The organism is Clostridium gelidum (assembly GCF_019977655.1).
Taxonomy (GTDB): Bacteria; Bacillota; Clostridia; order Clostridiales; family Clostridiaceae; genus Clostridium; species Clostridium gelidum.
The window spans coordinates 12,501-39,437 of record NZ_AP024849.1; the positions used below are offsets into that span (position 1 = coordinate 12,501).

The following is a 26,937-nucleotide window of genomic DNA, read 5'->3' on the forward strand; positions in this document are numbered from 1 at the left end:
TAGAGGAGCGTCGTAATCGGGCTGAAGTCGTACCGTAAGGAGCGGTGGACTGATTACGAGTGAGAATGTTGGCATTAGTAGCGAGATGTAAGTGAGAATCTTACAGGCCGAATATCTAAGGTTTCCTGAGTAAAGTTTGTCTTCTCAGGGTTAGTCGGGACCTAAGGCGAGGCCGAAAGGCGTAGTCGATGGACAATTGGTTGATATTCCAATACCACTATTATCGTTATTATCGATGGTGTGACGGAGAAGGATAGGATGTGCTAGCTATTGGATGCTAGTCTAAGCGTTTAGGGAGTTGGGATTGGCAAATCCGTTCCAACAATTCTGAGGCGTGATGGGGAAGGTTCTACGGAACCGAAGTATCTGATTCCATGCTTCCAAGAAAAGCATCTAGAAAGAGAAGTAGTGCCCGTACCGCAAACCGACACAGGTAGATGAGGAGAGAATCCTAAGGCCGACGGAAGAATTGCAGTTAAGGAACTAGGCAAATTGACCCCGTAACTTCGGGAGAAGGGGTGCCTGAGAAATCAGGCCGCAGAGAATAGGCACAAGCAACTGTTTAACAAAAACACAGGTCTCTGCTAAAGCGTAAGCTGATGTATAGGGGCTGACGCCTGCCCGGTGCTGGAAGGTTAAGGGGAATGCTTAGCACGTAAGTGCGAAGGTGTGAACTTAAGCCCCAGTAAACGGCGGCCGTAACTATAACGGTCCTAAGGTAGCGAAATTCCTTGTCAGGTAAGTTCTGACCCGCACGAATGGCGTAATGACTTGTGCACTGTCTCAACTGCAAATCCGGCGAAGTTGTAGTGCGAGTGAAGATGCTCGCTACCCGCGATTGGACGGAAAGACCCCGTAGAGCTTTACTGTAGCTTAGCATTGAATTTCGGTATTGTCTGTACAGGATAGGTGGGAGACTGGGAAATCAGAGCGTTAGCTTTGGTGGAGTCGTTGTTGGGATACCACCCTGATAGTATTGAAGTTCTAACTGGATGCCATGAAACTGGTGACAGGACATTGTTAGGTGGGCAGTTTGACTGGGGCGGTCGCCTCCTAAAATGTAACGGAGGCGCCCAAAGGTTCCCTCAGAACGGTCGGAAATCGTTCGTAGAGTGCAAAGGCATAAGGGAGCCTGACTGCGAGACCTACAAGTCGAGCAGGGACGAAAGTCGGGCTTAGTGATCCGGTGGTACCTCGTGGGAGGGCCATCGCTCAACGGATAAAAGCTACCTCGGGGATAACAGGCTGATCTCCCCCAAGAGTTCACATCGACGGGGAGGTTTGGCACCTCGATGTCGGCTCGTCGCATCCTGGGGCTGAAGTAGGTCCCAAGGGTTGGGCTGTTCGCCCATTAAAGCGGCACGCGAGCTGGGTTCAGAACGTCGTGAGACAGTTCGGTCCCTATCCGTCGCGGGCGTAGGAAATTTGAGAGGAGCTGTCCTTAGTACGAGAGGACCGGGATGGACTGACCTATGGTGTACCAGTTGTTTCGCCAGAAGCATAGCTGGGTAGCTAAGTCGGGAATGGATAAACGCTGAAAGCATCTAAGTGTGAAGCCAACCTCAAGATGAGATTTCCCATAGCGTAAGCTAGTAAGACCCCTTGAAGACTACAAGGTTGATAGGTCAGAGGTGTAAGTATGGTAACATATTTAGCTGACTGATACTAATAGGTCGAGGGCTTGACCAATTATTTAATCAAGTTGTAAAATATACATTAATTCTATATGCAATTTTGAAAGAACAATTCTTTCAAAATGCTTGACATATTATATTTTTATAAGTATAATATTGCTTGTAACAATCTCGTGACGATGGCATAGAGGTAACACTCCTTCCCATTCCGAACAGGACAGTTAAGGTCTATAGCGCCGATGGTACTGCACGGGTGACTGTGTGGCAGAGTAGGACGTTGCGAGGTAAATTAAAAGGGATCTTTAGCTCAGTTGGTTAGAGCAACCGGCTCATAACCGGTAGGTCTAGGGTTCGAGTCCCTGAAGGTCCACCATGGGGGTTTAGCTCAGTTGGGAGAGCACCTGCCTTGCACGCAGGGGGTCAAGGGTTCAACTCCCTTAATCTCCACCATTAGAAGAAACTATGAATTATAATTCATAGTTTTTTTGTTATTTAATTATTTTATTTAAATAATTTAAGAATAAAAGGTACGGATGAAAATTATATTATAAGAATATTTCAAGTTAAATATATTAAGAAAAAATTATAGTTACTATAAATAGCATTACTTTTGGTAATTTTTTAAAGTATAATAATATGTGGTAGCTATAATTATACTCATTAAATCGGAGTATAATTATTAGATGCTATTAAATAATTGAATTTAGATATAATAAATTATTTGAAACAGAATAATGATAAGGATAAAATACAATTTATAAGTATTAATAATATATGATAATTATAATTAGTAATAGGAGGATAGTATGAATTCTGTTGATAGAAGAGAAAGTATAATTAAATTACTATTAGTAAGTAATGAACCAATAAAAGGGAGTGTAATAGCAAGCAAATATTTAGTAACTAGACAGGTAATAGTAAAAGATATAGCAATTCTTAGAGCTAAGGGAGAAAATATAATAGCAACTCCAGATGGATATATAATTAACAAAAAAGAAAATAAAGTTAAAGCAATTATTGCAGTAACACATAATGAAGAAGAAATGTTTACCGAAATGAGTATAGTAATTAAATATGGTGGAACAATTGAAGATGTAATAGTAGAGCATCCGTTATATGGAGAAATAGCAGCAATGCTTATGATAAAAAATTATAATGAATTAAATAAATTTGTTCAAAAATATCAAGAGCAAAAGGCCAGGTTATTATCTGTATTAACAAATGGAGTTCATTTACATACTATATCAGCGGAAAGTGACGATGATATTAATTTAATTATATCAGAATTAAAAAAAAATAATTTTATAGTTTCAGATTTGGAGGATTAATGATGGATTATGATGTATTAATTTTAGGTGGAGGAATAATTGGCTGTGCAGTGGCATATGAGCTTTCTAAATATAATATAAACATAGCTTTAATTGAAAAGGATTATGATGTAGCGAATGATCTCTCTTGTTCCAATACAGCGGTTATTTATGATGGTTCTGAGTCTTATGATGACATTATGGCTAAATTAGAGAATAGGGGAACGAGTTTAATTGAAAAACATTGCAAAAAATTTAATATTAAATATAATAAAGTTGGTGCATTAAGAATTTCATCAAATGAAACTAGATATGATGTATTTGATATAATGTATAAAAATGCTATGGAGCGGTCTATCGAAGGCGTAAATATAATAGAAGGCAATCAAATTTATAATATAGAGCCTAATTTAGGGACAAATATAAATAAAGCTTTGTATTCTAAAAATATTGCATTAATTGCGCCTTATAATTTAGCTGTTTCTTATGCAGAAGTAGCAGCAGATAATGGTGTTAATTTTAGATTAGAAGAAGAAGTTATAGATATTAAAAACATTTCTAAGGGATTTAAGGTGACTACAAATAAAAATAAATTTACATGCAAATTTGTAATTAATACAATTTCAAATGAAATTTCTATTGATAAGCAAAGCAAAACTTATAATGAGATAAATAGTAAAAAAATAAAATATATATTATTTAATGGAAAATTAAAGAATAATATAAACGGTGTTGTTATTAATGATATTGATGATGATACGTCAATAATTAATATATCTACATTATCAAAAGGAAGTTTAATAGGAATTAAAAGTAATAATTATTTAAGTTTAGAAGAAGAATTAAAATTATCGCAAAGTATTTTAACTGGAATAAAGAAGGAATCAATAACTAATATATTTACAGAAACATATAGTGAAGAAAGTATGTTCATAGATGATAGCAATATTATTGATGGATATATAAAAGTTGTAGGAAATCATTATGCAAAAATAACAATTGCACCGGCTATTGCTTTAGATATTGAGGAAAAAATTAAAGTAAATATGAATATAACTAAGAAAAGAGACTATGTTGATAGAAAAAGAGAAGTATATATATTTAGAAATATGTCTAAAGATCAAAAAAATAAAATAATTGCTTTAGACGAAAGGTATGGAAACATTATTTGTAGTTGTAATTGTATTTCAGAAGGTGAGATAGTTGATTCTATAAGAAGGCCATTAGGTGCAAGAACTGTAAAAGCAGTAAAGAGACGTACAGGAATCGGTCTTGGAAGCTGTAATGGATCAGACTGTAATATGAAAATTATAAAAATTTTAGCTAGAGAAATGAATAAAAGTGTTTTAAATGTAGTAGATGACTCTATGCATTCTAAAGTTTTGGTAGGAAGAATTAAAGAATTCAATGAAATATAATTAGGAGGAAATAAAAATGACTAATAAAGATATTTTTACAAGTTTAGTTAGATTAAAAAGTGATCCCAATTATAAAGTTATCTCAGTAAAAAGTAATAAACCTATAGAAAAATGTTTATGGAGAGAATTTTCAAAAGTTCTTAGTAGAATTTATGTAAGTACACCTATTGATATTGGAGATATCATTTGTAAGAATATAATGAATACTGGTATAGATATAATATGTACTAAAAGGATACATTAATATTACAAATAAGGTCACTTATTTAGGTGTAGATTATTTGTAAAAAATATATAAATAAATTTCTGAAAAAAATATTGACATGGTTATTATTAATTGTTATAATCATACTTGTCGTAAGACGTGGAAAGATGGTCGAGTTGGTTTAAGGCACCGGTCTTGAAAACCGGCGTGCGTGTGAGCGTACCTAGGGTTCGAATCCCTATCTTTCCGCCACTTTTTTTTTACCTAAAAACAGATATATAGGTCACACGGAGAATTACTCAAGTGGCTCAAGAGGCGCCCTTGCTAAGGGTGTAGGTCGGGTAACTGGCGCCAGGGTTCGAACCCCTGATTCTCCGCCAAGAACATCTAACGATATAGTTAGATGTTTTTTTCATATATAAATAAATAATATATATGAAACATACTAACATGCTGAATTGATAATCTTTTTTATAGGTCTAAAAAGTCTAATTGTAATTTTACCACTAGATATATAATTAGAGATGCTTAAATAAATTTTAAGATTATTATGATAATAAAAAATTAGAATTATCACAAATCAATCAGAAAAAATTGAATTTATTATAATAAAAATGTTGACAGTTCCACTCTTGATTGGTATAATAATTTTTGTGAGTTAAGGAAAGATGGTCGAGTTGGTTTAAGGCACCGGTCTTGAAAACCGGCGTGCGTGTGAGCGTACCTAGGGTTCGAATCCCTATCTTTCCGCCATATTATTTTAAAATTAAAATATATAGGTCACATGGAGAATTACTCAAGTGGCTCAAGAGGCGCCCTTGCTAAGGGTGTAGGTCGGGTAACTGGCGCCAGGGTTCGAACCCCTGATTCTCCGCCAGAAACATCTAACAATTTTGTTAGATGTTTTTTTGTTGTATTTAGAATACTATTTGTTATAAAGGTCATTCAAATTTTAAAAGTTGATAATAATATAAATTTGAAGATAGTTTTCCGAAATAGTAAATATATAAGTTATAAAATATATTTTTTTATTGCATGAATATAAATTCTAAATTTAAAATATTATAATTAGAGGTATAATTATAAAGTAGATAAATTAATTAGCTATAGAAGGTGGGTTATGCTTAAAGGACATAATATATATTTAAGGCTATTAGAAAAAAAAGATATTAAAATATTGTACAAACTATGTAATGAAGAAAAGGTTAGTAAATATAATACAATACCTAACGATATACAAAATAATAATCAAGGAACAAATTTAAGGAAAGCATTAAGTATAATTAACGAAAAAAATGTTTTAGTTGGGTTTATAACATATAAGGAGAGTAATTATTGTAATAGGATATATTCCATTGGAATAACTATTGGTAGTAAGTATTGGGGAAAGAAGTATGGTCAAGACTCTATAGAAACCCTATTAAAGTATTTATTTGAAGAACTTAATGCTATAAGGGTAGAATTAGAGGTTATCAAATGTAACTTAAGAGCTATAAATTGTTACAAAAAGTGTGGTTTTATAGAAGAAGGTATCAGAAAAAATAAGGTTTATATAGAAGGAGAATATGTAGATACTTTAATTATGGGTATACTTAGAGAATAATTCATTGATATTTAAGAGGAGAGGTGAAAATACATATGAGTATAAGATTTATTTACGGAAGAGCAGGAGTAGGAAAAAGTAAGTTTTGTATTGATCAAATAAAAAATAATATAGTTGAAGAGACTGATAATAAATTAATTTTATTAGTTCCAGAACAATATACATTTAATACTGAAAACAAGGTTTTAAAGTTCATTGGAGAGCGTGCTCTTCTGAGAACAGAAGTATTAAGTTTTAAGAAAATGGCACATGAAGTTTCTGAAGAATGTGGTGGACGTGTTAAAGATATAATAAAAGAGTCTGGAAGAAACATGCTAATTCATAGGGTACTAAATGAAAATATGGATTCTTTAGATTATTTTAAAAAAATATCTAGGGAGCAAGGATTTAATGAAATTATATCTGAAATAATAAGTGAATTTAAAAAATACAATGTTGATATAGAGACCTTGAGAAAAATAGATGAAAAAGTAGATGATATTGAATTGATACAAAAGCTTAATGAATTAACAATAATTTATGAAGCATTTAATTCAAAGATGCATGAAAGTTATATTGATGGAGATGATGAATTAACATTATTAAGCAAGAAATTATTAGAAAATGATATATATACAGGTGCTGAAGTCTGGATAGATGAATTCACTAGTTTTACCCCTCAACAATTGGAGATTGTAAGACTATTAGCAAAGAGGTGTAAGAGAGTTAATATAACCCTTTGTATGGAATGTAAATCATTAGAGGGTGAAGACATAACGGATGTATTTAATACTATAAACAATACAGAAAATAATATATTAAAAATAATGAAAGAAAATAATGTAGCTTATGATGAACCTATTGATTTAAATAATAATATACCATATAGATTTAAGGATAACTTAGAACTTAAGCATATAGAAAGGTACTTTTTTACTTATCCATTTAATGAATATGATAAAAGCTGTAATAGTGTAGTACTTTATAAAGCAAATAACATTTATGATGAAGTAGATAGAGTTGCTAAAAGCATTGTAGAGCTTGTAAGAGAAAAGGGATATAGATATAAAGATATATCTGTAGTTTGCAGAAATATAGATGATTATGAAAAAGTAACATCAGTAATATTTAAGGATTATGATATTCCATATTTCTTGGATAAAAAAACTCAATTATTGAGCAATCCATTAATTATACTTATAAGTTCTGCTTTTGAAATATTATTTAAAAATTGGTCTTATGAGAGTATGTTTAAGTATTTAAAAAGTGGATTAGTTGGAATAGAGAATTCATATATAGATATTTTAGAGAATTTTATATTAGAACACGGAATAAAGAGCTATAAATGGACAGTAGAGGAAATAATTAGCGAAAAGTGGTTTAATAATAATGAAGAATTAACAAAAGAAAAAATATTAATATCTGAAATTATGGATGAGATAAGAAAGCCTCTTATGACTTTTCATAATAAAATAAATGGAAAATATAAAGTTAGAGATATATGCGCAGCTATTTATGAGTTTATAATAGATGTAAAAGCTTTTGAAAGAATAAATAATTGGATTGAAAATTTTGAGAAAATTGGATTAGAAGATAAGGTTAAGGAATATAGTCAAGTTCAAAGTATAGTTGTAGATATTTTAGATCAAGCAGTAGATGTAATTGGTGAAGAAATACTAGAATCATTTGAATTTTTCAAGATATTAAATTCTGGTTTTACAAATGAAACAATAGGTGTTATACCTGTAGCTTTAGATCAAGTTAATATTGGTGACATAGCAAGGATTAAAGGTAGAGATGTTAAGGTTCTTTATATAGTGGGAATTAATGACGGTGTATTACCATCTTCTAAAAAGGATGAGGGAATATTATCTGATAAAGATAGGGGAATATTAAATGAAATAGGAGTAAAGTTAGCATCAACTACTAGAAACAAGGTTTTTGAGGAACAGTTTTTATTATATACAGCATTATCAATAAGTAGTGAATATTTAATGTTATCATATCCTATGGCAGATTTTGAAGGCAAGTCATTAAGACCATCTATAGTTATACCTAGGATTAAGAAAATATTCCCCAAATTAGTTGAGGAAAGTGCAATCTATGATTTAAAAAGCCGAAAGGACAAAATAAGTAAAGTTATTGCACCAATTCCTACCTTTAATGAACTTATAGTTGCTGTAAGAAGAGATTTTGACAAAGAAGATATAGAAGCTTACTGGCCAGAGGTTTACAACTGGTTTAAGGAAAATGAGGATTTTAAGGATAAGGTTAAAAATATATTTAAAGGTCTTACATATTCTAATGTAGGAGATAAAGTTGCTAAGAAAAAGCTTAGAAAACTTTATCAAAATGAGATGGGAAAATTGGTGTTTAGTGTTTCAAGATTAGAAAAATATGCCGAATGTCCATTTTCTTATTTTGTTCAATATGGCCTTAAGGCTAAAAATAGAAAAGTATATGAATTTACGCCACCTGATTTAGGTTCATTTGTACATGAGATGTTAGATTCATTTACAAATAAGATTAAAGATGAAGGGATTTTATGGTCTGAATTAGACAATGAAAAATGTAACGCTATTGTATCTAATATAATTGATAAAAAATTAAATGGAGAAAGTAATTATATATTAAATAGTACAAAGAAGTTTAAATATTTAGCACAACGTTTTAAAAGAGTAATTTCTAAATCTGTTTCAGTTATTGCAAATCAAATAGGAAAAGGTGAATTTGAAGTATTCAAGACTGAATTTAATTTTGGAAGCTTTAGTTCGGGGGAAGCTATAACTCTAGATTTAGAATCTAAAGAAAAAATATATCTTCAAGGTAGAATTGATAGAATAGATACATTAGATTTAGATGGTGAAACCTATATTAGAATTATAGATTATAAAACAGGTGCTAAGAAGTTTGATTTAAATGAACTTTATTATGGATTGCAAATGCAATTATTAGTATATTTAGATGCACTTATTAAAAATTCTAAATATATATTAGATAAGCAAGTAAGACCTGGAGCAGTATTATATTTTAAAATAGATGATCCTATAATCAAAGGCAAGAAAGAAATGACTACAGAAGAGGTACAACAAGAAGTTTTAGATGCTTTAAAGATGAAAGGATTAATTTTAAAGGATGCTAGAGTAGCTCGTGCTATGGATAAGGATATTGAAGGATATTCATTGGTTATACCAGCTGCATTTAAAACAGATGGTGATTTTAAGGCTAATAGTGATGTAGTAACAGAAGATGAGTTTACGTTACTTAGAAAATATGTTAATAAAAAGATGATTGAATTGTGTGAGGATATGTTGAGTGGAGATATTAAGATAGAACCTACTAAACATTCAAATAGAACTCATTGTGAGTATTGTGATTTTTCAGCAATATGTCAATTTGATTCAAGTATAAAAGATAATAAATATAAAATTATAATGAAGAAACCTCAAAATGATATTTGGAATAACATAGAAAAAGAAATAAGTAATTCTAATGAAGCAAGTGATTCTTAGGAGGAATTAATACATGGGTGAGACTAAATGGACTGATGAACAATTAAGTGCAATTGAAACAAGAAATTGTAATTTATTAGTTGCAGCAGCTGCGGGTTCTGGCAAGACTGCAGTTTTAGTAGAAAGAATTATAAGGATAATTACAAATGAAGAAAATCCCGTTGATATAGATAAATTATTGGTTGTAACATTTACTAATGCAGCAGCATCTGAAATGAGAGAGAGAATAGCTAATGCAATATCAAAAGAATTAGAAATAAATCCAAATTCTAAAAATCTTCAAAAGCAACTAACATTGTTAAATAGAGCTAATATTACTACAATGCATTCATTTTGTTTAGATGTAATTAAGAATAACTTTCATAAGATTGATTTAGATCCATCTTTTAGAATTGGAGACCAAACTGAAGGTATATTAATTAAAGAAGAGGTAATAGAGGAACTTTTTGAAGATAAATATGATGAGGAAGAGATAGAATTTACTAATTTAGTTGAAGCCTTTAGTAGTTACAAGAATGATGATAATTTGAAAGATTTAGTGCTAGATTTATATAATTTTACTATGTCAGGTCCATGGCCTGAAAAATGGCTTAATGATAGTGCTGAGGCGTTTAAGATTAATACATTAGAAGAGTTAAATGAAACTAAGTGGGCTAAGATTTTAGTTAAAAGTATCAAAATTGAGGTTGAGGGATATATAAGGATGATGGAAAAAGCCATTGAGATAGTTAATCAAACTGATGGATTAGAACCTTATTTAGATAATTTTATAAGTGAGTTAAGTGAGTTAAGAAGTGTCTATGAATCTAGTAATAATGGATTAGAAGAAATGTATAAAGTATTATCATCCGTTGTGTTTAGTAGACTAAAATCTATAAAAAAAGATAAAGTTTCAGATGAAGATGCTCAAAATACTGTGAAGAAAATTAGAGATGATATTAAAAAGAAAATATCTGAACTAATAAATAGCACATTTTCAGTAACACCACAGCAAATGTTAGTTAATATTCAAGGTGCATATACCTATATAAAAAAATTAACAGAAATTGTTTTAGAATTTAGCATTAGATTTAATAAAAGAAAAAAGGAAAAGAATATATTAGATTTTAATGATTTGGAGCATTTTTGTTTGCAAATATTAATTGATTATGATGAAGATAAAAATATAATCCCATCTAAGGTTGCTGGGAACTTTAAAGAATACTTTGATGAAGTACTTGTAGATGAGTATCAAGATTCTAATAATGTACAAGAAACTATAATAAGTTTAGTATCTAGAAAAGAAAGTGATAATCCTAATGTGTTTATGGTTGGAGATGTTAAGCAAAGTATATATAGATTTAGACAAGCAAAACCTGAACTATTTATTGATAAATATAACATTTATCAATTAAATCAAGGAAATAACAGAAAAATTCAATTATATAAGAATTTCAGAAGTAGAAAAGAAGTTATTGATGGAGTAAATTATATATTTAAAGAATTAATGTCTAATATCGTTGGGGAATTAGAATATACAGATGATGAAGCATTAAATTTAGGTGCAAGCTATAAAGAGTGTAATGATGACAATGTAACTATTGGTGGTGCAATAGAGCTTAATATAGTAGATAAGAATTATGAAGTAGCAATTCAAGAGAGTTCAGGAGAATCCTTTGAAGAACAAGAAGAAATTGAGAATGTAAATTTAGAAGGTAGAATTGTTGCAAAGAGAATTAAAGAATTAATGTCACCAAATGGAGATAAGGTATTTAATGTTATAGATAAGGAAACGGGAGAATACAGACCACTAAGGTATAAGGACATAGTAATTCTCTTAAGAGCAACAAAAAACTGGTCTGAAAGCTTATTAGATGAATTAGGGGCAGAAGGAATTCCGGTATATGCAGATACAGGATCAGGATATTTTGAATCAATTGAAATTAGAACTATAATATCTCTTTTAAAAGTTATTGATAATCCAATGCAAGATGTTCCCATGATAGCAGTATTAAGATCTTCAATTATGAATTTTTCAGCAGATGAATTGAGTGATGTTAGACTTGTAAATAAAGAAAATTATTTTTATGAAAATGTAAAATGTATAAGTGAAGAAGTTTATGAAGATCAAGAAACACTATATTCAAAAGAATTAATAGATAAATGTAAGTCTTTAGTTGATTGCATTGATAAGTGGAGAAATAAATCAATTTATATGGCAATTGATGAATTTATATGGTACTTATACATGGATACAGCTTACTATGGATATGTTGGAGCTATGCCAAATGGTGTACTTAGGCAAGCTAATTTAAAGATACTTTTTCAAAGGGCAAAACAGTTTGAGAAAACGAGTTTTAAAGGTTTATTTAATTTTATAAACTTTATAAATAAGCTTACAAAATCTTCTGGAGATATGGGAAGTGCTAAAATACTCGGAGAAAATGAAGATGTAGTTAGAATTATGAGTATTCATAAAAGTAAAGGACTGGAGTTTCCAGTAGTATTCTTATGTGGAACCGGAAAGAACTTTAATTTGATGGATTTAAATAAAAATATGTTATATCATGATGAGCTAGGACTTGGACCTGATTTTGTAGACTTAGAAAAAAGGTTTAGTATTGGAACTTTAGCTAAGGAAGCAATAAAAAAGAAAATGAAGTTTGAAACATTATCAGAAGAGATGAGAATACTTTATGTTGCATGTACAAGAGCAAAGGAAAAATTAATTATAACAGGTGCAATTAATAATATTCAAAGATCTATAGAAAAATGGATGAGTTCAGCATCATTAGATCACAATATTATTTTACCTTCAGAAGTTTTAAAAGGAAGGTCATATTTAGATTGGCTCGGTATGGCACTATGCCAACATAATGATGGAATTAAACTTAGAGAGTCTATTGGTGTTTCAAATGAAATATCAAGGGATGATGATTCTAAATGGGAAATAAACTTATGGAATAAAATTGATTTAATTAATACAGTGGATTTAGAGGATATAAACACTGATGAGAAACATGAATCGAAAATTACTTATGTTGATTCAATGGACAAAACTACTATGGAAGAGGTAAATAGAAGATTATCATATAGATATCCATTAAAAGCATCAACTATTCTTAAAAGTAATATTTCAGTTTCTGATTTAAAGAGAAAAAATATTGAAGAAGATTATGAGGTTGAAGAAATTTATAAAGAAAAAGTAATAATTACCCCTAAATTTATTCAAGAAAGAAAGGGTTTAACTCCAGCTGAAAGAGGTACGGCAGTCCACTTTGTAATGAAAAAGATAGATTTAAGTAGAGTTTCATCTGTAAAAGAAATTGAAGAACAGTTACAGGAGTTATTTGATGGGGAATTCTTACTTAAAGAAGAATTAAAAGCTATTAATCCATATAAAATATTAAATTTCTTCAAATCTAATTTAGGTACAAAGATGCTTGAATTAAATGAGAGTGGTAAAAAAATATATATAGAAGTGCCATTTTATACTGAAATAAGCAGCTTAGAGATAGACAATACATTAGATGATAAATATAAGGATGAAAAGGTCAGATTGCAAGGTATAATTGACTGTTTCTTTGAATATAATGAGGATTTAATACTTTTAGATTATAAAACTGATTATGTGAAAGATGGAGATGAAGATACTCTTAAAGAAAAATATAAGAAACAATTAGATTATTATAGTGATGCAATATTTAAGATGACAGGTAAAAAGGTTAAATATAAGTATTTATATTCATTTTCTTTGGAGAAAGAAATAAAAGTTGATTAAATTAAAAAAGATATAAGAACTAAATTAAGTAATATAGAAGTACAAAATACTCAAAAAGTATTTCAATAAAAAAGAAATAAATCTAATAATATTTTATAAATTAAGATATTGATTTATTTCTTTTTTTTATAATGATATTGTTTTAAAAATATTTTATAAGAGTATATTAGCTTGTAGTACTTATTTTATGATTACTTTACTTTCTTTAGGAATATTAGTATAAATCCATTTAGCATCATCAATAGAAAGCCTAATACAGCCATGGGAAGATCTCTTATTCATTGTATAATCTAAAACAGTAGTCTTATCTTTATCAAATGGAACTGAGTGAAATAAAATATCACCAGTAATTTGAGTCCAATACTTACCACCTTGTTCATATTTATCTGAAAAAAACCAATCACCTTTTTCTTTAGTAGAGAAAGATCCAGAAGGGGTATCTTCACCAATTATTCCAGTAGAACATGGACATGTTCTAACTAATTGCCATTTATCTGGTTTACCCTTATATATATAGGTTTTTTGATTCTTTAGATTTACATTAATAAAATAAGATGTAGTACTTTCTATATTTAATGTATTGATGTTATTTGGTGATATAGTAGTTGTTAATGCACGTGATGAAGCTTCAACAATTGCAGAATTCTTATCTAAGTATTCTTGTTGTTTTGTTTTAATTTCTACTATTTTTTCTTTTACATTATTATCATCTCCTAAAATATCGTTATTGTTTGAAATTTTAGAAAGTGCTTCATTATAATAATCATTGCTAACTAAATTATCACAATAATCTAATAAGTCTTTTTTAAATCTATTCTTTGAGTTATTTAAGTACATTAATGAATCAACGTAATTTAAGTCTAAAGTAGAAACTTTTTTCAAGGAAGATATTGCTTCTAGATATTTTCCGTTGTTAAAATAATCTATACCAGTATTATAATTTTTAGTAGAATCTGCAATTGAATCTATTGAAGCAGAAATATCCTGTAATTCAACATATGATATAATATTATAACGTTGTATTTCTTTGAGCTGTATTAATGCATCTTCATTAGATATGTTTTTAGAGTTAATATCTTCTGACAAAGTTTTAATTTTAGTATTAAAATATTGAGAAATATCATTATTCATGATAAATAACTTAAATGGATTAAAATTTTGTTTAGTTAATAATAAATTATTTGCTTCTGAGAATTTATAGTTATTAAAATTTGTTTTAAAATCATCAATGAATTTATTATATCTATAACCCTCATAAATACTACTTAAGCATATAATGATAGATAATATTAATAAAAATACAATTTTATTAAATATCTTCTTATTTTTTATTTTATTATGATGAATTTTGTTTATGTTCAAAAAAATGCCTCCCAGTCAAGTAACTAATAAATTAAAGTGTACTCGAATAAACTGTAAATATATTTATCTTATATTATCAAATATAATTAAATATCAGTATTTCTTATTTTATCTATAATATTGACAATAAAAACAAATAATAAACATTAACATCTTAAATGATGCTATAAAGATAAAGAATAGTAATCTGGAGGAGAAAATGGAATATAAAACTAATTTTTTTAAAAAGGTTATGACGTCTATATACGACATAAAAATATTTTCTAAATATGCAAAAGAAGGAGTATTTAGATCAATTTCATATGCAATGTTACTTACTTTAATTTTAGTTGGAGTAAAAGATATCTCTATTGGATATAAAACTGAGAATATTGATATTATAAGTTTTGTATATATAATAAGTAGGGATTTTGGACTAGAATTTTTAAATTTATTGTTCAATTGTGCAATAGTAGTTATGATTGCATTAATTTCTACAATATTCATGAGGATGGTAGTTAAATATACTGCATTATATTCATTAACGTTATATGCAGCTACATTGCCATTAATAATTCAAACTATATTAGAATCAGTTAATCGTAATATAAGTTTTGATGTTATGTTTATAATAGGAACATTGACTTATGTTATATTAATATTAAAGTATATAAAAGACGAAATAATAAAGAATAGTAACTAAGAAAAGTATAATAATTTCTATTAATATTTTATTTCTCTATTTTATAATAAATAGTTAAAAAATTTATTATAAATTATATAAAATATTAATTAAGGCGGAGTTGTTAATTGGGAAAAAATGTGATATTATATAATGAGAGCATATGGTAAAAAAAGTAAAAACAACAATAAAAAGGGGATTTGAAAATGGTTGAGGTTGATGCTTTGAAAGACGATGAAGCAGATAAAGAAGAGATGTTAATCAGAAGGGAACTTGATAAACTATCAAAAGAAGAATTAATCAATAAATTTATTAATTTATCAGAAGCTAAAAAAACTCAAGAGGATTTTATTTTAAACATTTCTCATGACTTAAGATCACCGCTAAATATAATTTTAAGTATTTTACAATGTTATAAGAATGAATATAAAGACATGAATAAGGGGAATCAATGTCTAGAACATATGGAGAGTATAAAAAGAAATGGGTATAAGATATTGAAACTTATAAATAATCTCATAGATACTACAAAATTAGAAAAAAAACATTATAATATTAAAAGAGAGAATTTGGATATAATTAATTTGATAGAATGGAATATATCATCTATAGATAAATATGCCAAACAGAAAAACATAGCATTAGTTTTTGATACAAATGTTGAGGAGTGTACTATGGCGATAGATGCTGAGGCAATAGATAGAATAATTATGAATTTAATTTCTAATGCTATAAAGTTTTCTAAGCCTGGAAGTAGCATATATATAAATACTTGGAAGAGCATTAATCAAATAATTATTTCAGTAAGAGATGAGGGAATAGGAATACCTGAAGATGAACAAAATACTATTTTTAATAGATTCATTCAATCATCAAAAAATAAAAGACATGAGAATTCTGGAAGCGGTATAGGGTTAGATTTAGTTAAGTACTTAACCAAAGCTCATAATGGAAGTATAGAGCTTAAAAGTGAAGAAAATATTGGTTCAGAGTTTATAATTAAACTACCAATAGAAATATTAAAATATAATGAAACATCTGAAAATAAATGCTTAAATGCTCAAAGTAAAGTAGAAGTACTTGAATTAGAGTTTTCAGATATTTATCTTTAATGAACGAAGAGATATATTATAAAATAGGTTATCTAAGAATAAGCAAATAAATTTTATTTTTAGATAACCAGTTCAATATACAAACAATATTCAAATAAATAGTAGAATTAAATTTCATAAAATTAGAATTATAAGTTATTATAAACTTGATTATTATCATAGCTTGTGATAATATAATTTTGTTGTTTGAAATTAGTATGGAGCGTTAGTTAAACGGATATAACCTACCGCTACGGACGGTAAATTGATGGTTCGATTCCTTCACGCTCTACCAAATCAATAAAAAGAATGGCTTAACCCTTATGGTTAAACCATTCTTTTTATTATATAATTTTAGTACCAATACTTTCACCAAGTTGAACTTTACATTCAAAGCCTAAATTAGATTGTTCTAGAATATCGGTATCTATTTTCACACAATCTTTTTCAAAAAATAATATTGTGGTTGATCCTCCAAATTTAAAATAACCTTTTTCATCACCTTTATTTACACGAGTATTAGGTGAATAACTTTGAAGGATTGAACCAACACAAGTAGCGCCAACTTCTATATGCAACACATCTTTAAAGTTATCTGATTTAAATAATGACCATTCTCTTTTATTTTCACAAAAAAGTTTAGGAATACTCTTTAGTGCTATTGGGTTTACAGAATAGTAATAGCCTTTAATAAAGTGATTTTTACAAGGGGTTCCTGAATCCACAAAGTGAAATCTATGGTAGTCAGTAGGGCATAGTCTTAATATAAGACATACTCCATTCTTATATTTATCAGCAACTGTATTATCATTTATTAATTCCCTTAAACTATAAGTTAAGCCTTTAATTTGAACTATGTTATCTAAATCAATATTTTCATAAGTAGTAATTCTTCCATCACCAGGAGAAATTAAAATATTTTCATCTTTATTTAGTGGTCTGGCTTCAGGGGTTAATTCTCTTATAAAAAAATCATTAAAAGAATTAAATTCATGGGCTTTTTTCTTTGCCATAGTCATATCAACATTAAAACTTTCTATAAATGATGAGATTTTATTTGAACTTAATTTTGTATCGCAATACATTCCATATATCTTAGAAAATAGTTTCTTTTTAGCAAAAAGTTCAGTAATATTTTTTCCAAGTGGAGATTCATATGTCCATTCAATGTACTTTTTCCCAGCAATAAGTTCTTCTTCATAAGTTTTAGTAGTTCTATTATATATTTGAATCATAAATATAATTGTCAAAACCTTATAAAACATATAGATAGAAATTCTACCAAGTTTTATAATGTTACATTATGACAATAACCTCCATTCCTTATTTTGAATATGCTTATATAAATTATGTGTAACAGACACAATTTAGCTTTATTATTTTTACACTTTAATATTAATTTTATCACACATAATACCAAATTGAAAAGTATGTTAAATTTAATAAATATATTGCTAAATAATAAAAAGCATTAAACTGTAGAATTATGGTTTAATAATGATCTAAATGATATAATATTATCAATATAGTAATGCTAAGATTATGATGGGGAAACGAGGAGACGTATTATGAATAAAACAAAGAGCTTAATATTTGAATCTGCGATAAAAACATTTTCTGAATCTGGATATAGAGGAGCTACAATGGATGATATAGCTTCAAATGCAGGTCTTGCAAAGGGAACATTGTATTATAATTTTGCAAGTAAAGAAGAAATATTTAATTTTATCGTTGAAGAAGGACTTCAAATATTACAAAATCAAGTTATTGAGGTTCAATATATGGATATGGAACCAATTCAAAAATTGATAAAAATATGCAGAATACAATTAACTTTCCTTTATGGATATACAAATTTTTTCAAGGTAGTAATGAGTCAACTATGGGGAACTGAAAATAGACAAACTGAATTACGTGAAAAAATAAGAAAATATATAAATGAAATTGAAATTAATATAAAAGCTGCAATGGAAAATGGTCAAATTGAAAAGGGTGATACGGAACTTATAGCATTTCAATTTTTTGGATCACTATGTTCATCTGCAATATATGAATCAATTCATATTGAAGAAATAAGTTTAGAAAATATTATAGATAGTACAATAAGATTTACACTAAAGGGATTAGGAATACATATTGAAGTAGCTAATTAGCAATTATAAAAAAACGCCCTTTCAAAAGATTTTAATAATCATTTTGAAAGGGCGTTTTTCAAAAAAGTCTATTTATTAGAATTAGAAAACTCTAAGTATTCATCAAATGACATAGTTTTATCAACTATAGAACCATCATCTTTAATATCTATAACTCTAGTTGCTATAGTTTGGATGAATTGGTGGTCATGAGAAGCAAATAGTAGGTTACTACTATAATCTTTTAAACCATTATTTACAGCTGTTATTGATTCAAGGTCAAGATGGTTAGTCGGTTGATCTAACATTAATACATTAGCATTAGAAAGCATCATTCTAGATAACATACATCTAACCTTTTCTCCTCCTGATAATACATTAGCTTCTTTTAGTGCTTCTTCTCCAGAGAATAACATTCTGCCTAAGAAACCTCTAATATAGCTTTCAGATTTTTCTTCTGAATATTGTCTAAGCCAATCTACTAAAGAAAGGTTACAATCATCAAAGAATTTTGAATTATCATTTGGGAAGTAAGAATTAGTAATAGTTATTCCCCATTTGAATTCGCCACTATCTGGATCCATTTCCCCAGCTAATATTTTAAATAATGTGGATACAGCTATTTCATTACCAATGAGAGCAATCTTATCTTCTTTATTAACCATGAAATTTATATTGTCTAATATTTTAACGCCATCAATAGTTTTAGATAAATCAGTAACTGATAAAATATCATTACCAACTTCTCTTTCAGGTTTAAATCCTACAAAAGGATATTTTCTGCTTGATGGTTGTATATCATCTAAAGTAATTTTATCTAATAATTTTTTACGAGATGTTGCTTGTTTAGATTTAGAAGCATTAGCACTAAATCTTGCAATGAAGTCTTGCAAATCTTTAATTTTTTCTTCCTTTTTCTTGTTTTGATCTTTTGATAATTGAAAAGCTAATTGACTTGATTCATACCAGAAATCATAGTTACCAACATAAATCTTAATCTTTGCAAAATCAACATCAGCCATTTGAGTACAAACTGAATTTAAGAAATGTCTATCATGGGATACAACTATAACAGTTCCATCAAAATTACCCAAGAAGTCTTCTAACCAGTTTACAGCTTTTAAATCTAAGCCGTTAGTAGGTTCATCTAGAATTAAGATTCCAGGATTTCCGAATAGAGCTTGAGCTAAAAGAACTTTAACTTTTTCTCCACCAGTTAATTCTGATACATTTTTTAAATGAAGATCTGTTCCTATTCCTAATCCTTGTAGAACAGAAGAAGCTTCAGATTCTGCTTCCCAACCATTAAGTTCAGCAAATTCACCTTCTAATTCAGAAGCTTTAATTCCATCAGCATCAGAAAAATTAGGTTTTGCATATATTTCGTCTTTTTCTTTCATGATTTCATATAGTCTTTCGTTACCCATTATTACAGTTTCTAAAACTTGAAAACCATCATATTTATTATGTTCTTGTTTTAATACTGACATTCTTAAATTAGCAGCAATTGAAACTTCACCAGTATTAGGTTCTATTTCTCCAGACAGTATTTTAAGGAATGTACTCTTTCCAGCACCATTGGCACCAATAACTCCATAGCAATTACCAGGAGTGAATTTAAGGTTGACATCTTCAAAAAGTTTACGTCCACCAAATCTAAGACTAACATTTGATACGTTTATCAATCTATTTCTACCTCATTTCTTAGTATTATAATTATTATACAATGCACAATGTACATTATAAGTAGTTTCTTTTCATGTTGATTATTATATCATACAATTAATACATTTTAAATTTTAAAAATTGTTAAATATGAAATTTATACACTTAAGTAGGATATTTATGTCCAAATATAAATTTTTTATTCAAAGTATGCCACTAATTGTTATTTTCATGTAGGTTATTTTATTTAATTATAGATGACAGAAATTTTTTATATCTATTATATATTATAGTTTAAATAAAGAACTAACTATTTGTGATTTTTAGGAGTGTCAAAACATTCATCTATTAATTGTTCACTCATACGTCTATAGAGATTACTCATGCTAGTGTATGCACATATTAGTAGAATTTTTTCTTCATAATCCCCTAAGAGATTATCTTTATTATTTACCAGTTGTTTTATATTTTTATATATTTTACCAGAAGAATTTTTAAGGTCTTCTAAATTTAAATCATATATATCAAGAAAAGATTGATATACATCATTTAAGTGATATTCTTGTTCTTTTTCAAATGAATCAACTATAGGAGTTAAAATTGTTTTAATATCAGTTAAAGATAAAGCCCCTTTTAAATTATAAATTAAACCCATTAAAATAAGATGATTTTTAGTATACTTTTTATTTTTAATTTTCATCAAGAGATTACCTTTTGCATAATTATTAATCATAGTTTTAGTAAGAACTTTATCATCATCATTTCTTTTAGTGTAACTTAATTTACTTTCAAATAGCTGCATTACTTGATCCATGTACAAATCAATTTCGGGAAAATCATTTAAATTAATATTGTTAGATGATTTTTGTGAATTTATATAATTATCAATATTAAATTCAGTCATAAAATTTCACTCCTCAACATAGTAATAAAAACTATGTTTTTTATTATAATTTCAATATTAATGGAAAGAGGGAGATAATTCAAGCATTTGTGGGTAAAATACTAATTAATAATAGAAAATAAACAAAAATAGATTTTGCAATAAAAATGAATATATGAAATAATTACTAATATATCAGCATGTAGTTATTAAAACTATGTGGAATTAAATGGGAGGTTATAAGAATGGAGAAATATTTAAGAGAACCTATTAATGGATTAACTCATTGTATTGCTGCAGTATTATCATTATTTGCTTTGATTGCTATGTTAGTTAAGGCATATGTAACAGGAAGTTCTGCAGTAACATTTGGATCAGTACTATTTTTTGGTGTAAGTATGATTTTATTATACAGTGCATCGACAACATATCATTGGGTAAAGGCTAGTGATAAAGTAATAAAAGGTCTAAAAAGATTAGATCATTCAATGATATTTATTTTAATTGCAGGATCATATGCTCCATTCTGTTTGGTAGCATTAAATGGGAAAATAGGAATGAACTTATTTTTAGCTGTTACAATCTGTGCAGTTGTAGGAATAGGATTTAAATTATGTTGGGTAACTTGTCCTAGATGGTTAAGCAGCACAATGTATATAGGAATTGGTTGGCTTGCAATAGTTGCAATATATCCAATGTCACAAGTTTTAGCAGTAGCTGGATTAGTATGGTTGATTTTAGGCGGTTTAATGTATACAATAGGTGGAGTCATATATGCATTGAAAACGGAGAAAAGGATATGGCTATTTGGAAGACATGAGATATTTCATGTATTTATTATGTTAGGTACACTTTGCCATTTTATTTGTATATTTGTATATATAATTTAAGTAAGAGATAATATGAAACTAAAAAAATGAATATAAAAATTTTATATTTTGTTGTTTTTTATTATTAAATAAATATAGGGCTAAAGGATTCGATTTGTATCCTTTAGTCCTTTTTATCTAGTTTAGAAGAAATATCTTTAAGTTCTTTTAAAATTAAGTTATTAGTATTTTTAGAATGACGTAAGCTATTTATTATTTTAACAATTATAAATATAAAAAATGATAATATAATTAAAATGATAAAAAAGTTAATCCAATTCATTATTAGTGTAGAATATTAAATCTCCATTTTAGTAAATCTCCTTCTTTAGAAATACATTTATTAGTAATAAGTGTACTATAAATATCCACTAAAGGATAGGGAAAATTTAGGTGGGGTATTTTCTGCTTGATAAGATAAATTAGGTATAGTAAGATAAAATATAAGAAATAAAATGACTTTTAAGGGGATGTAAAAATGGGCTTTCGTCAAAGGTTAAAAGATGCAAATAGAATAGTTGTAAAAGTAGGGACATCAACATTAACTTATGATAATGGAAATATTAATTTAAGTAGAATTGAAAAATTAACAAGAGTTTTATCTGATATAGTTAATTCAGGTAAGCAAATTACACTTGTAACATCAGGTGCAATAGGTGTTGGTGTTAATAAATTGAAGTTAAAAGAAAAGCCCGAAAGTATAAGAGAAAAGCAAGCAGTAGCATCAGTTGGGCAATGTGAATTAATGCATATATATAGTAAATTTTTTGGAGAATATAGTCATATAGTAGGTCAAGTTCTGCTTACAAGAGATGTAATAGAAGATGATCATATTAGAGAAAATGTATGTAATACATTTGAGACTTTATTAGAGAAGAAAATAATTCCAATAGTAAATGAAAATGATACAGTTTCAATAGATGAAATTGAAAATATAGTTAAATTTGGAGATAACGATAATTTATCAGCAATAGTAGCATCATTAATTAATGCGGATTTACTAATAATATTATCTGATATTGATGGATTTTATGATTGTGATCCAAGGAGTAATACTTGTGCAAAATTATTAAATGAAATTAAAGATATCACTCCAGAGCTAGAAGAGTGTGCTGGAGGAGCAGGTTCAAGTTTAGGAACAGGTGGAATGATTACAAAATTAGCAGCAGCTAAAACAGCAATAGAGGCAGGAGTAGATATGGTTTTAGCTAATGGAAGTGAACCAAGTATATTATTAAATATTTTATCAGGTGAAGAAATAGGAACTTTATTTGTATCGTCAATAAAAAAATAGAAATGGGGGGCTAAAAAATGAGTGAATTATTAAGAAAAGATTATTTAGTAGATATGGGCCAAAAAGCAAAAGAGGCATCTTATGAATTAGGTGTTGCATCAACGAAGGAAAAAGATGATGCATTAGTTTTCATGGCTGAAGAGCTGATTAATTTAAAGGAAGAAATAATTAAAGCTAATAAAATAGATTTAGAGGTTGCTAAGTCAAAGGGTACATCCAAGGTTATGTTAGATAGATTGGAACTAAGTCATGAGAGAATTGAAGGAATAGCTGATGGACTCAAAGATTTGGTTAAACTTCAAGACCCAATTGGAGAAGTAATTTCAATGTGGCAAAGACCAAATGGATTACAAATTGGTCAAAAAAGAGTTCCACTAGGGGTTATAGGGATAATTTATGAAGCTAGACCTAATGTAACTTGTGATGCTGCTGGACTTTGTTTAAAGGCAGGAAATGCCACTATATTAAGAGGTGGTAGTGAAGCTATTAATTCTAATAAAGCTATAATTAAGGCTTTAAATAGCGGAATTGAACGAGCTGGATTACCTAAAGCTTCAGTTCAACTTGTAGAAGATACAAGTAGAGATGTTGCAACTGAGATGATGAGATTAAATGAATTTATAGATGTTCTTATTCCAAGAGGAGGAGCGGGTTTAATTCAAGCAGTTCTTAAAAATGCTACTATTCCAGTTATAGAAACAGGTACGGGTAATTGCCATATATATGTAGATGAAAGCTGTGATTTTGAAATGGCAAAAAATATTGCTGTTAATGCAAAAGTATCAAGACCATCTGTTTGCAATTCAGCTGAAAAGTTGCTAGTAAATGAAAAAATAGCTAAGGATTTTTTACCAATAGCTATTAGGGCTTTAAGAGAAAATGGAGTTGCAGTTAAAGGTGATGAGGCCTCACAAGCTATAATAAATGATATTGAAAAAGCTAATGAAGAGGATTGGGGAAAAGAATACTTAGATTATATTATGGCTGTAAAAATAGTTAAAGATGTAGATGAAGCAATTGCTCATATAAATAAATACGGGACAGGACATTCAGAAGCTATTATTACAGAAAGTTATAAAAATTCTCAAAAGTTCTTGCAAAGAGTAGATGCTGCTGCTGTCTATGTTAATGCATCAACAAGATTTACTGATGGGTCTGAATTTGGGTTTGGAGCTGAAATAGGAATAAGTACTCAAAAGTTACATGCTAGAGGACCAATGGGACTTAAAGAATTAACAACAATAAAATATATTATTTATGGAAATGGACAAATAAGATAGAAATTTAAATTAGGAGTAATGTATTAAGAACTACTCATTCTTAAACAACTAATTTAGGGATGAGTTACTAAAGATAAAATGCCATGATGGGAGGAATAGCATAATGAATAAATGGGAAATAAAAAAGTTTAATGAATTGTCATTAAACCAATTATATGAAATAGCTAGAAGCAGATATAAGGTATTTATTGAAGAACAAAAAATTATATGTGAAGAAGAACTCGATGGATTAGATGATAAATGCATACATGTATTTTTACAGGACGAGGAAAGAGTCGTAGCTTATTGCCGTATAGTCCCTAAAGGCATAAATTATGAAAGTATATCAATTGGAAGGGTATTAGTTTTAAAGGAATTTAGGCGGAAAGGTATTGCCCAGGAAATGCTAAATGAAACTGTTGAATATATTAAAGCAAATTTTCACGATAATAGGATTATATTATCTTCACAATTATATGCAAAGAAACTATATGAAAGTGTAGGATTTATTGTAGAATCAGATATTTATGATGAAGCTGGGATACCTCATGTGAAAATGTACAAAAATATATAATTAAGTTCAAATAATCTTTTTAATTATATAAAGTTATAGTATAATTTCAGTGTGAAAATGTATTACAAAAAATGTTGATAAGGGGATGGAAGTTATGAAAATTGCATTAATAGCTCATGATAAAAAGAAACAAGAAATAATTGAGTTTGCAAAAAAGTATAAAGAAATATTAGCTAAGTATGATTTGGTTGCTACTGGAACAACCGGAAAGATGATATCAGAAGCAACTGGGCTTGATGTTAAGAGATATTTATCTGGACCATATGGAGGAGATCAACAATTAGGTGGACGTATTGCTGAAGGTCAGATTGATTTAGTAGTTTTTTTAACAGATCCATTAACTTCACAACCTCATGAACCAGATGTATCAGCATTACTTAGAGTGTGCAATGTACATAATGTAGCAGTTGTTACTAATATAAAAACAGCGGAGCTTATAATAGACAAATTTTAATTAATGGACATGCTCTAATAGAAAATATAATAAAAATAAAAGGCGCTTATCTAAGTTATGATAAGCGCCTTTTAAGAAAAAGTAGTGTTGAAAGAGGTTCAGATCATTGAGGTCAGCTCAGAATGAACTGTAACTGCCTAAATATTCTGAATATTTAGTTGATTTAATTATACCACAAATTAAACTAAATTACAAATTAACTCTAGTTTAAATTAGAGTTAATTTGTTAAATACTCTTTAATTTTTCATCAAGAAATTTATTTAATAATGCCAATTTATCTTTCTCTATATATTTAAATTCAAAGGCTGTTTTATAATTAGCACTTATTTCATCAAAATCAGATCTTATCATAGATGCTAATATATCTATTTTCTCACCTATAGCTAGTGAAATTATAGCATCATTAGAAGGATTTTTTTCTGCATATGTTATCATTTTTATACCACTGTTACTTATATCTATAGTAAAGGTCTTCTTCATTTTCTTGAAGTATAGTGATGGAACTTGCTTAATATAAGTATAATTAGCAGGTGCTGGCAAGTGATAATAATCAACTGACATAACAAGTGGAATTCTTGGATCTTTTCTTCTTTCAATTTTAGTTGTAATTTCAGGCATAGTTAATACTGCTAGCTGAAAGCCATCTTCTATCTTACAGCCAAGAACACGAGATGAGCAATTAAAAGCTTGACTTTTTGTTGCAATTATAAAGTGAACTTGTTCATTAACAACAACTGGATTGTAATTAGATTGACTACAAAATATGCTGACTGCAAAACAATTTTCATACTTATTAACAATTTGACCTTCTGAAGAAAACTTCTGTTGCTTAATAAAATAAAATTTTTCTCCAATTACTAGACTATCAATATCTAAGTTATCCTGTTTATCTAATTTTATTGAAAGTTTATCTATATTATTCATTTTTCACCTCTTAAATTAATTACTAAATTGATTAGAGTCTATTTGAAAAAAATATTATTTTTATTTTGTTAAAAAGAACCTTAAAGATTAAATTACTGATATTTGTCATGAAAAACATTAAAAAAATTGTTATAAAGCTATTTTTAAAATTAAATAACATGTTTATTATTAAATATTTTATCATATTTTCTTTTAATTAGACAGTGAAAAAGCATAACCTAATTTCGAAAAAACTTCATAAGTTTCTATTAGTAGCAGAAATTAATTAAATAGATAGTAGTAGGTTTTTATTACGACTTAAAGATGTACTATGGATAAGATTTTTTTGTTATAATTATGTAAAACAATAT

The 26,937-nt window shown here is 28.3% G+C and carries 19 protein-coding genes, 7 tRNA genes and 2 rRNA genes (1 of these 28 cut by a window edge); 23 read left to right on the plus strand and 5 right to left on the minus strand.

Annotated features, from left to right (window positions below):
* The 14 genes from psyc5s11_RS00045 to addA form a co-directional block, all read left to right on the plus strand.
* Positions 1-1,689, plus strand: a 23S ribosomal RNA gene (locus tag psyc5s11_RS00045) (it extends 1,223 nt beyond the left edge of the window).
* A 114-nt stretch (positions 1,690-1,803) separates the two neighbouring features.
* Positions 1,804-1,920, plus strand: a 5S ribosomal RNA gene (rrf, locus tag psyc5s11_RS00050).
* Positions 1,921-1,930: 10 nt separating this feature from the next.
* Positions 1,931-2,007 (plus strand) — tRNA-Ile (locus psyc5s11_RS00055).
* A 1-nt stretch (position 2,008) separates the two neighbouring features.
* Positions 2,009-2,084 (plus strand) — tRNA-Ala (locus psyc5s11_RS00060).
* Between the two features lie 356 nt (positions 2,085-2,440).
* The gene (locus psyc5s11_RS00065) at positions 2,441-2,962 is read left to right on the plus strand and encodes a transcription repressor NadR (protein ID WP_224035662.1); all 522 of its coding nucleotides are present in this window, start codon (positions 2,441-2,443) and stop codon (positions 2,960-2,962) included.
* Positions 2,963-2,964: 2 nt separating this feature from the next.
* Positions 2,965-4,359 carry an NAD(P)/FAD-dependent oxidoreductase gene (locus psyc5s11_RS00070; RefSeq protein WP_224035663.1) on the plus strand — a complete coding sequence of 465 codons (1,395 nt, stop codon included), beginning with the start codon at positions 2,965-2,967 and terminating at the stop codon, positions 4,357-4,359.
* A gap of 16 nt (positions 4,360-4,375) precedes the next feature.
* A complete protein-coding gene (locus tag psyc5s11_RS00075; protein ID WP_224035664.1) occupies positions 4,376-4,603 on the plus strand; it encodes a DUF1667 domain-containing protein in 228 nt (75 codons plus the stop codon).
* Between the two features lie 122 nt (positions 4,604-4,725).
* Positions 4,726-4,816, plus strand: a tRNA-Ser gene (locus psyc5s11_RS00080).
* 37 nt (positions 4,817-4,853) lie between these two features.
* Positions 4,854-4,944 (plus strand) — tRNA-Ser (locus tag psyc5s11_RS00085).
* Between the two features lie 282 nt (positions 4,945-5,226).
* Positions 5,227-5,317, plus strand: a tRNA-Ser gene (locus psyc5s11_RS00090).
* Between the two features lie 33 nt (positions 5,318-5,350).
* Positions 5,351-5,441 (plus strand) — tRNA-Ser (locus psyc5s11_RS00095).
* Positions 5,442-5,684: 243 nt separating this feature from the next.
* Positions 5,685-6,167: a GNAT family N-acetyltransferase gene (locus psyc5s11_RS00100; RefSeq protein WP_224035665.1), complete on the plus strand. Its 483-nt coding sequence runs from the start codon at positions 5,685-5,687 to the stop codon at positions 6,165-6,167.
* Positions 6,168-6,202: 35 nt separating this feature from the next.
* Complete coding sequence (gene addB, locus psyc5s11_RS00105) at positions 6,203-9,658, plus strand: helicase-exonuclease AddAB subunit AddB (RefSeq protein WP_224035666.1); 3,456 nt, start codon at positions 6,203-6,205, stop codon at positions 9,656-9,658.
* 13 nt (positions 9,659-9,671) lie between these two features.
* Positions 9,672-13,418 carry a helicase-exonuclease AddAB subunit AddA gene (addA, locus tag psyc5s11_RS00110; RefSeq protein WP_224035667.1) on the plus strand — a complete coding sequence of 1,249 codons (3,747 nt, stop codon included), beginning with the start codon at positions 9,672-9,674 and terminating at the stop codon, positions 13,416-13,418.
* A gap of 180 nt (positions 13,419-13,598) precedes the next feature.
* On the opposite strand, the gene psyc5s11_RS00115 is transcribed toward addA, so the two are convergent.
* Entirely contained in the window at positions 13,599-14,780 is a 1,182-nt protein-coding gene (locus psyc5s11_RS00115; RefSeq protein ID WP_224035668.1) for a L,D-transpeptidase, read from the minus strand.
* 199 nt (positions 14,781-14,979) lie between these two features.
* On the opposite strand from psyc5s11_RS00115, the gene psyc5s11_RS00120 reads away from it, so the two are divergent.
* From psyc5s11_RS00120 to psyc5s11_RS00130, 3 genes are all read left to right on the plus strand, one after another.
* On the plus strand, positions 14,980-15,462 hold the full coding sequence (locus psyc5s11_RS00120) for a DUF1189 family protein (protein ID WP_224035669.1): 483 nt from the start codon (positions 14,980-14,982) through the stop codon (positions 15,460-15,462).
* 185 nt (positions 15,463-15,647) lie between these two features.
* Positions 15,648-16,553, plus strand: a complete 906-nt coding sequence (locus psyc5s11_RS00125; RefSeq protein WP_224035670.1) for a sensor histidine kinase — start codon at positions 15,648-15,650, stop codon at positions 16,551-16,553.
* 199 nt (positions 16,554-16,752) lie between these two features.
* Positions 16,753-16,827 (plus strand) — tRNA-Arg (locus tag psyc5s11_RS00130).
* A 49-nt stretch (positions 16,828-16,876) separates the two neighbouring features.
* On the opposite strand, the gene psyc5s11_RS00135 is transcribed toward psyc5s11_RS00130, so the two are convergent.
* On the minus strand, positions 16,877-17,767 hold the full coding sequence (locus psyc5s11_RS00135; RefSeq protein ID WP_224035671.1) for a phosphatidylserine decarboxylase: 891 nt from the start codon (positions 17,765-17,767) through the stop codon (positions 16,877-16,879).
* A 333-nt stretch (positions 17,768-18,100) separates the two neighbouring features.
* On the opposite strand from psyc5s11_RS00135, the gene psyc5s11_RS00140 reads away from it, so the two are divergent.
* The gene (locus tag psyc5s11_RS00140; protein WP_224035672.1) at positions 18,101-18,685 is read left to right on the plus strand and encodes a TetR/AcrR family transcriptional regulator; all 585 of its coding nucleotides are present in this window, start codon (positions 18,101-18,103) and stop codon (positions 18,683-18,685) included.
* Positions 18,686-18,753: 68 nt separating this feature from the next.
* Here the strand turns inward: psyc5s11_RS00140 and psyc5s11_RS00145 are convergent, their stop codons facing one another.
* Complete coding sequence (locus tag psyc5s11_RS00145; protein ID WP_224035673.1) at positions 18,754-20,349, minus strand: ABC-F family ATP-binding cassette domain-containing protein; 1,596 nt, start codon at positions 20,347-20,349, stop codon at positions 18,754-18,756.
* Positions 20,350-20,639: 290 nt separating this feature from the next.
* The gene (locus psyc5s11_RS00150; protein ID WP_224035674.1) at positions 20,640-21,233 is read right to left on the minus strand and encodes a DUF1836 domain-containing protein; all 594 of its coding nucleotides are present in this window, start codon (positions 21,231-21,233) and stop codon (positions 20,640-20,642) included.
* A gap of 224 nt (positions 21,234-21,457) precedes the next feature.
* Here psyc5s11_RS00150 and trhA point away from each other — a divergent pair, with 224 nt between their 5' ends.
* The 5 genes from trhA to mgsA all read left to right on the plus strand — a co-directional run bounded on the left by trhA (position 21,458) and on the right by mgsA (position 25,662).
* A complete protein-coding gene (trhA, locus tag psyc5s11_RS00155) occupies positions 21,458-22,102 on the plus strand; it encodes a PAQR family membrane homeostasis protein TrhA (RefSeq protein ID WP_224035675.1) in 645 nt (214 codons plus the stop codon).
* A 457-nt stretch (positions 22,103-22,559) separates the two neighbouring features.
* Positions 22,560-23,375, plus strand: a complete 816-nt coding sequence (gene proB / locus psyc5s11_RS00160) for a glutamate 5-kinase (RefSeq protein WP_224035676.1) — start codon at positions 22,560-22,562, stop codon at positions 23,373-23,375.
* A 17-nt stretch (positions 23,376-23,392) separates the two neighbouring features.
* A complete protein-coding gene (locus psyc5s11_RS00165; RefSeq protein WP_224035677.1) occupies positions 23,393-24,655 on the plus strand; it encodes a glutamate-5-semialdehyde dehydrogenase in 1,263 nt (420 codons plus the stop codon).
* Positions 24,656-24,758: 103 nt separating this feature from the next.
* Positions 24,759-25,208: a GNAT family N-acetyltransferase gene (locus psyc5s11_RS00170; RefSeq protein ID WP_224035678.1), complete on the plus strand. Its 450-nt coding sequence runs from the start codon at positions 24,759-24,761 to the stop codon at positions 25,206-25,208.
* Between the two features lie 94 nt (positions 25,209-25,302).
* Positions 25,303-25,662, plus strand: coding sequence for a methylglyoxal synthase (gene mgsA, locus psyc5s11_RS00175; protein ID WP_224035679.1), 360 nt, complete (start codon positions 25,303-25,305; stop codon positions 25,660-25,662).
* A 226-nt stretch (positions 25,663-25,888) separates the two neighbouring features.
* On the opposite strand, the gene psyc5s11_RS00180 is transcribed toward mgsA, so the two are convergent.
* Positions 25,889-26,587, minus strand: coding sequence for a PilZ domain-containing protein (locus psyc5s11_RS00180; RefSeq protein ID WP_224035680.1), 699 nt, complete (start codon positions 26,585-26,587; stop codon positions 25,889-25,891).
* Positions 26,588-26,937 lie beyond the last annotated feature (350 nt).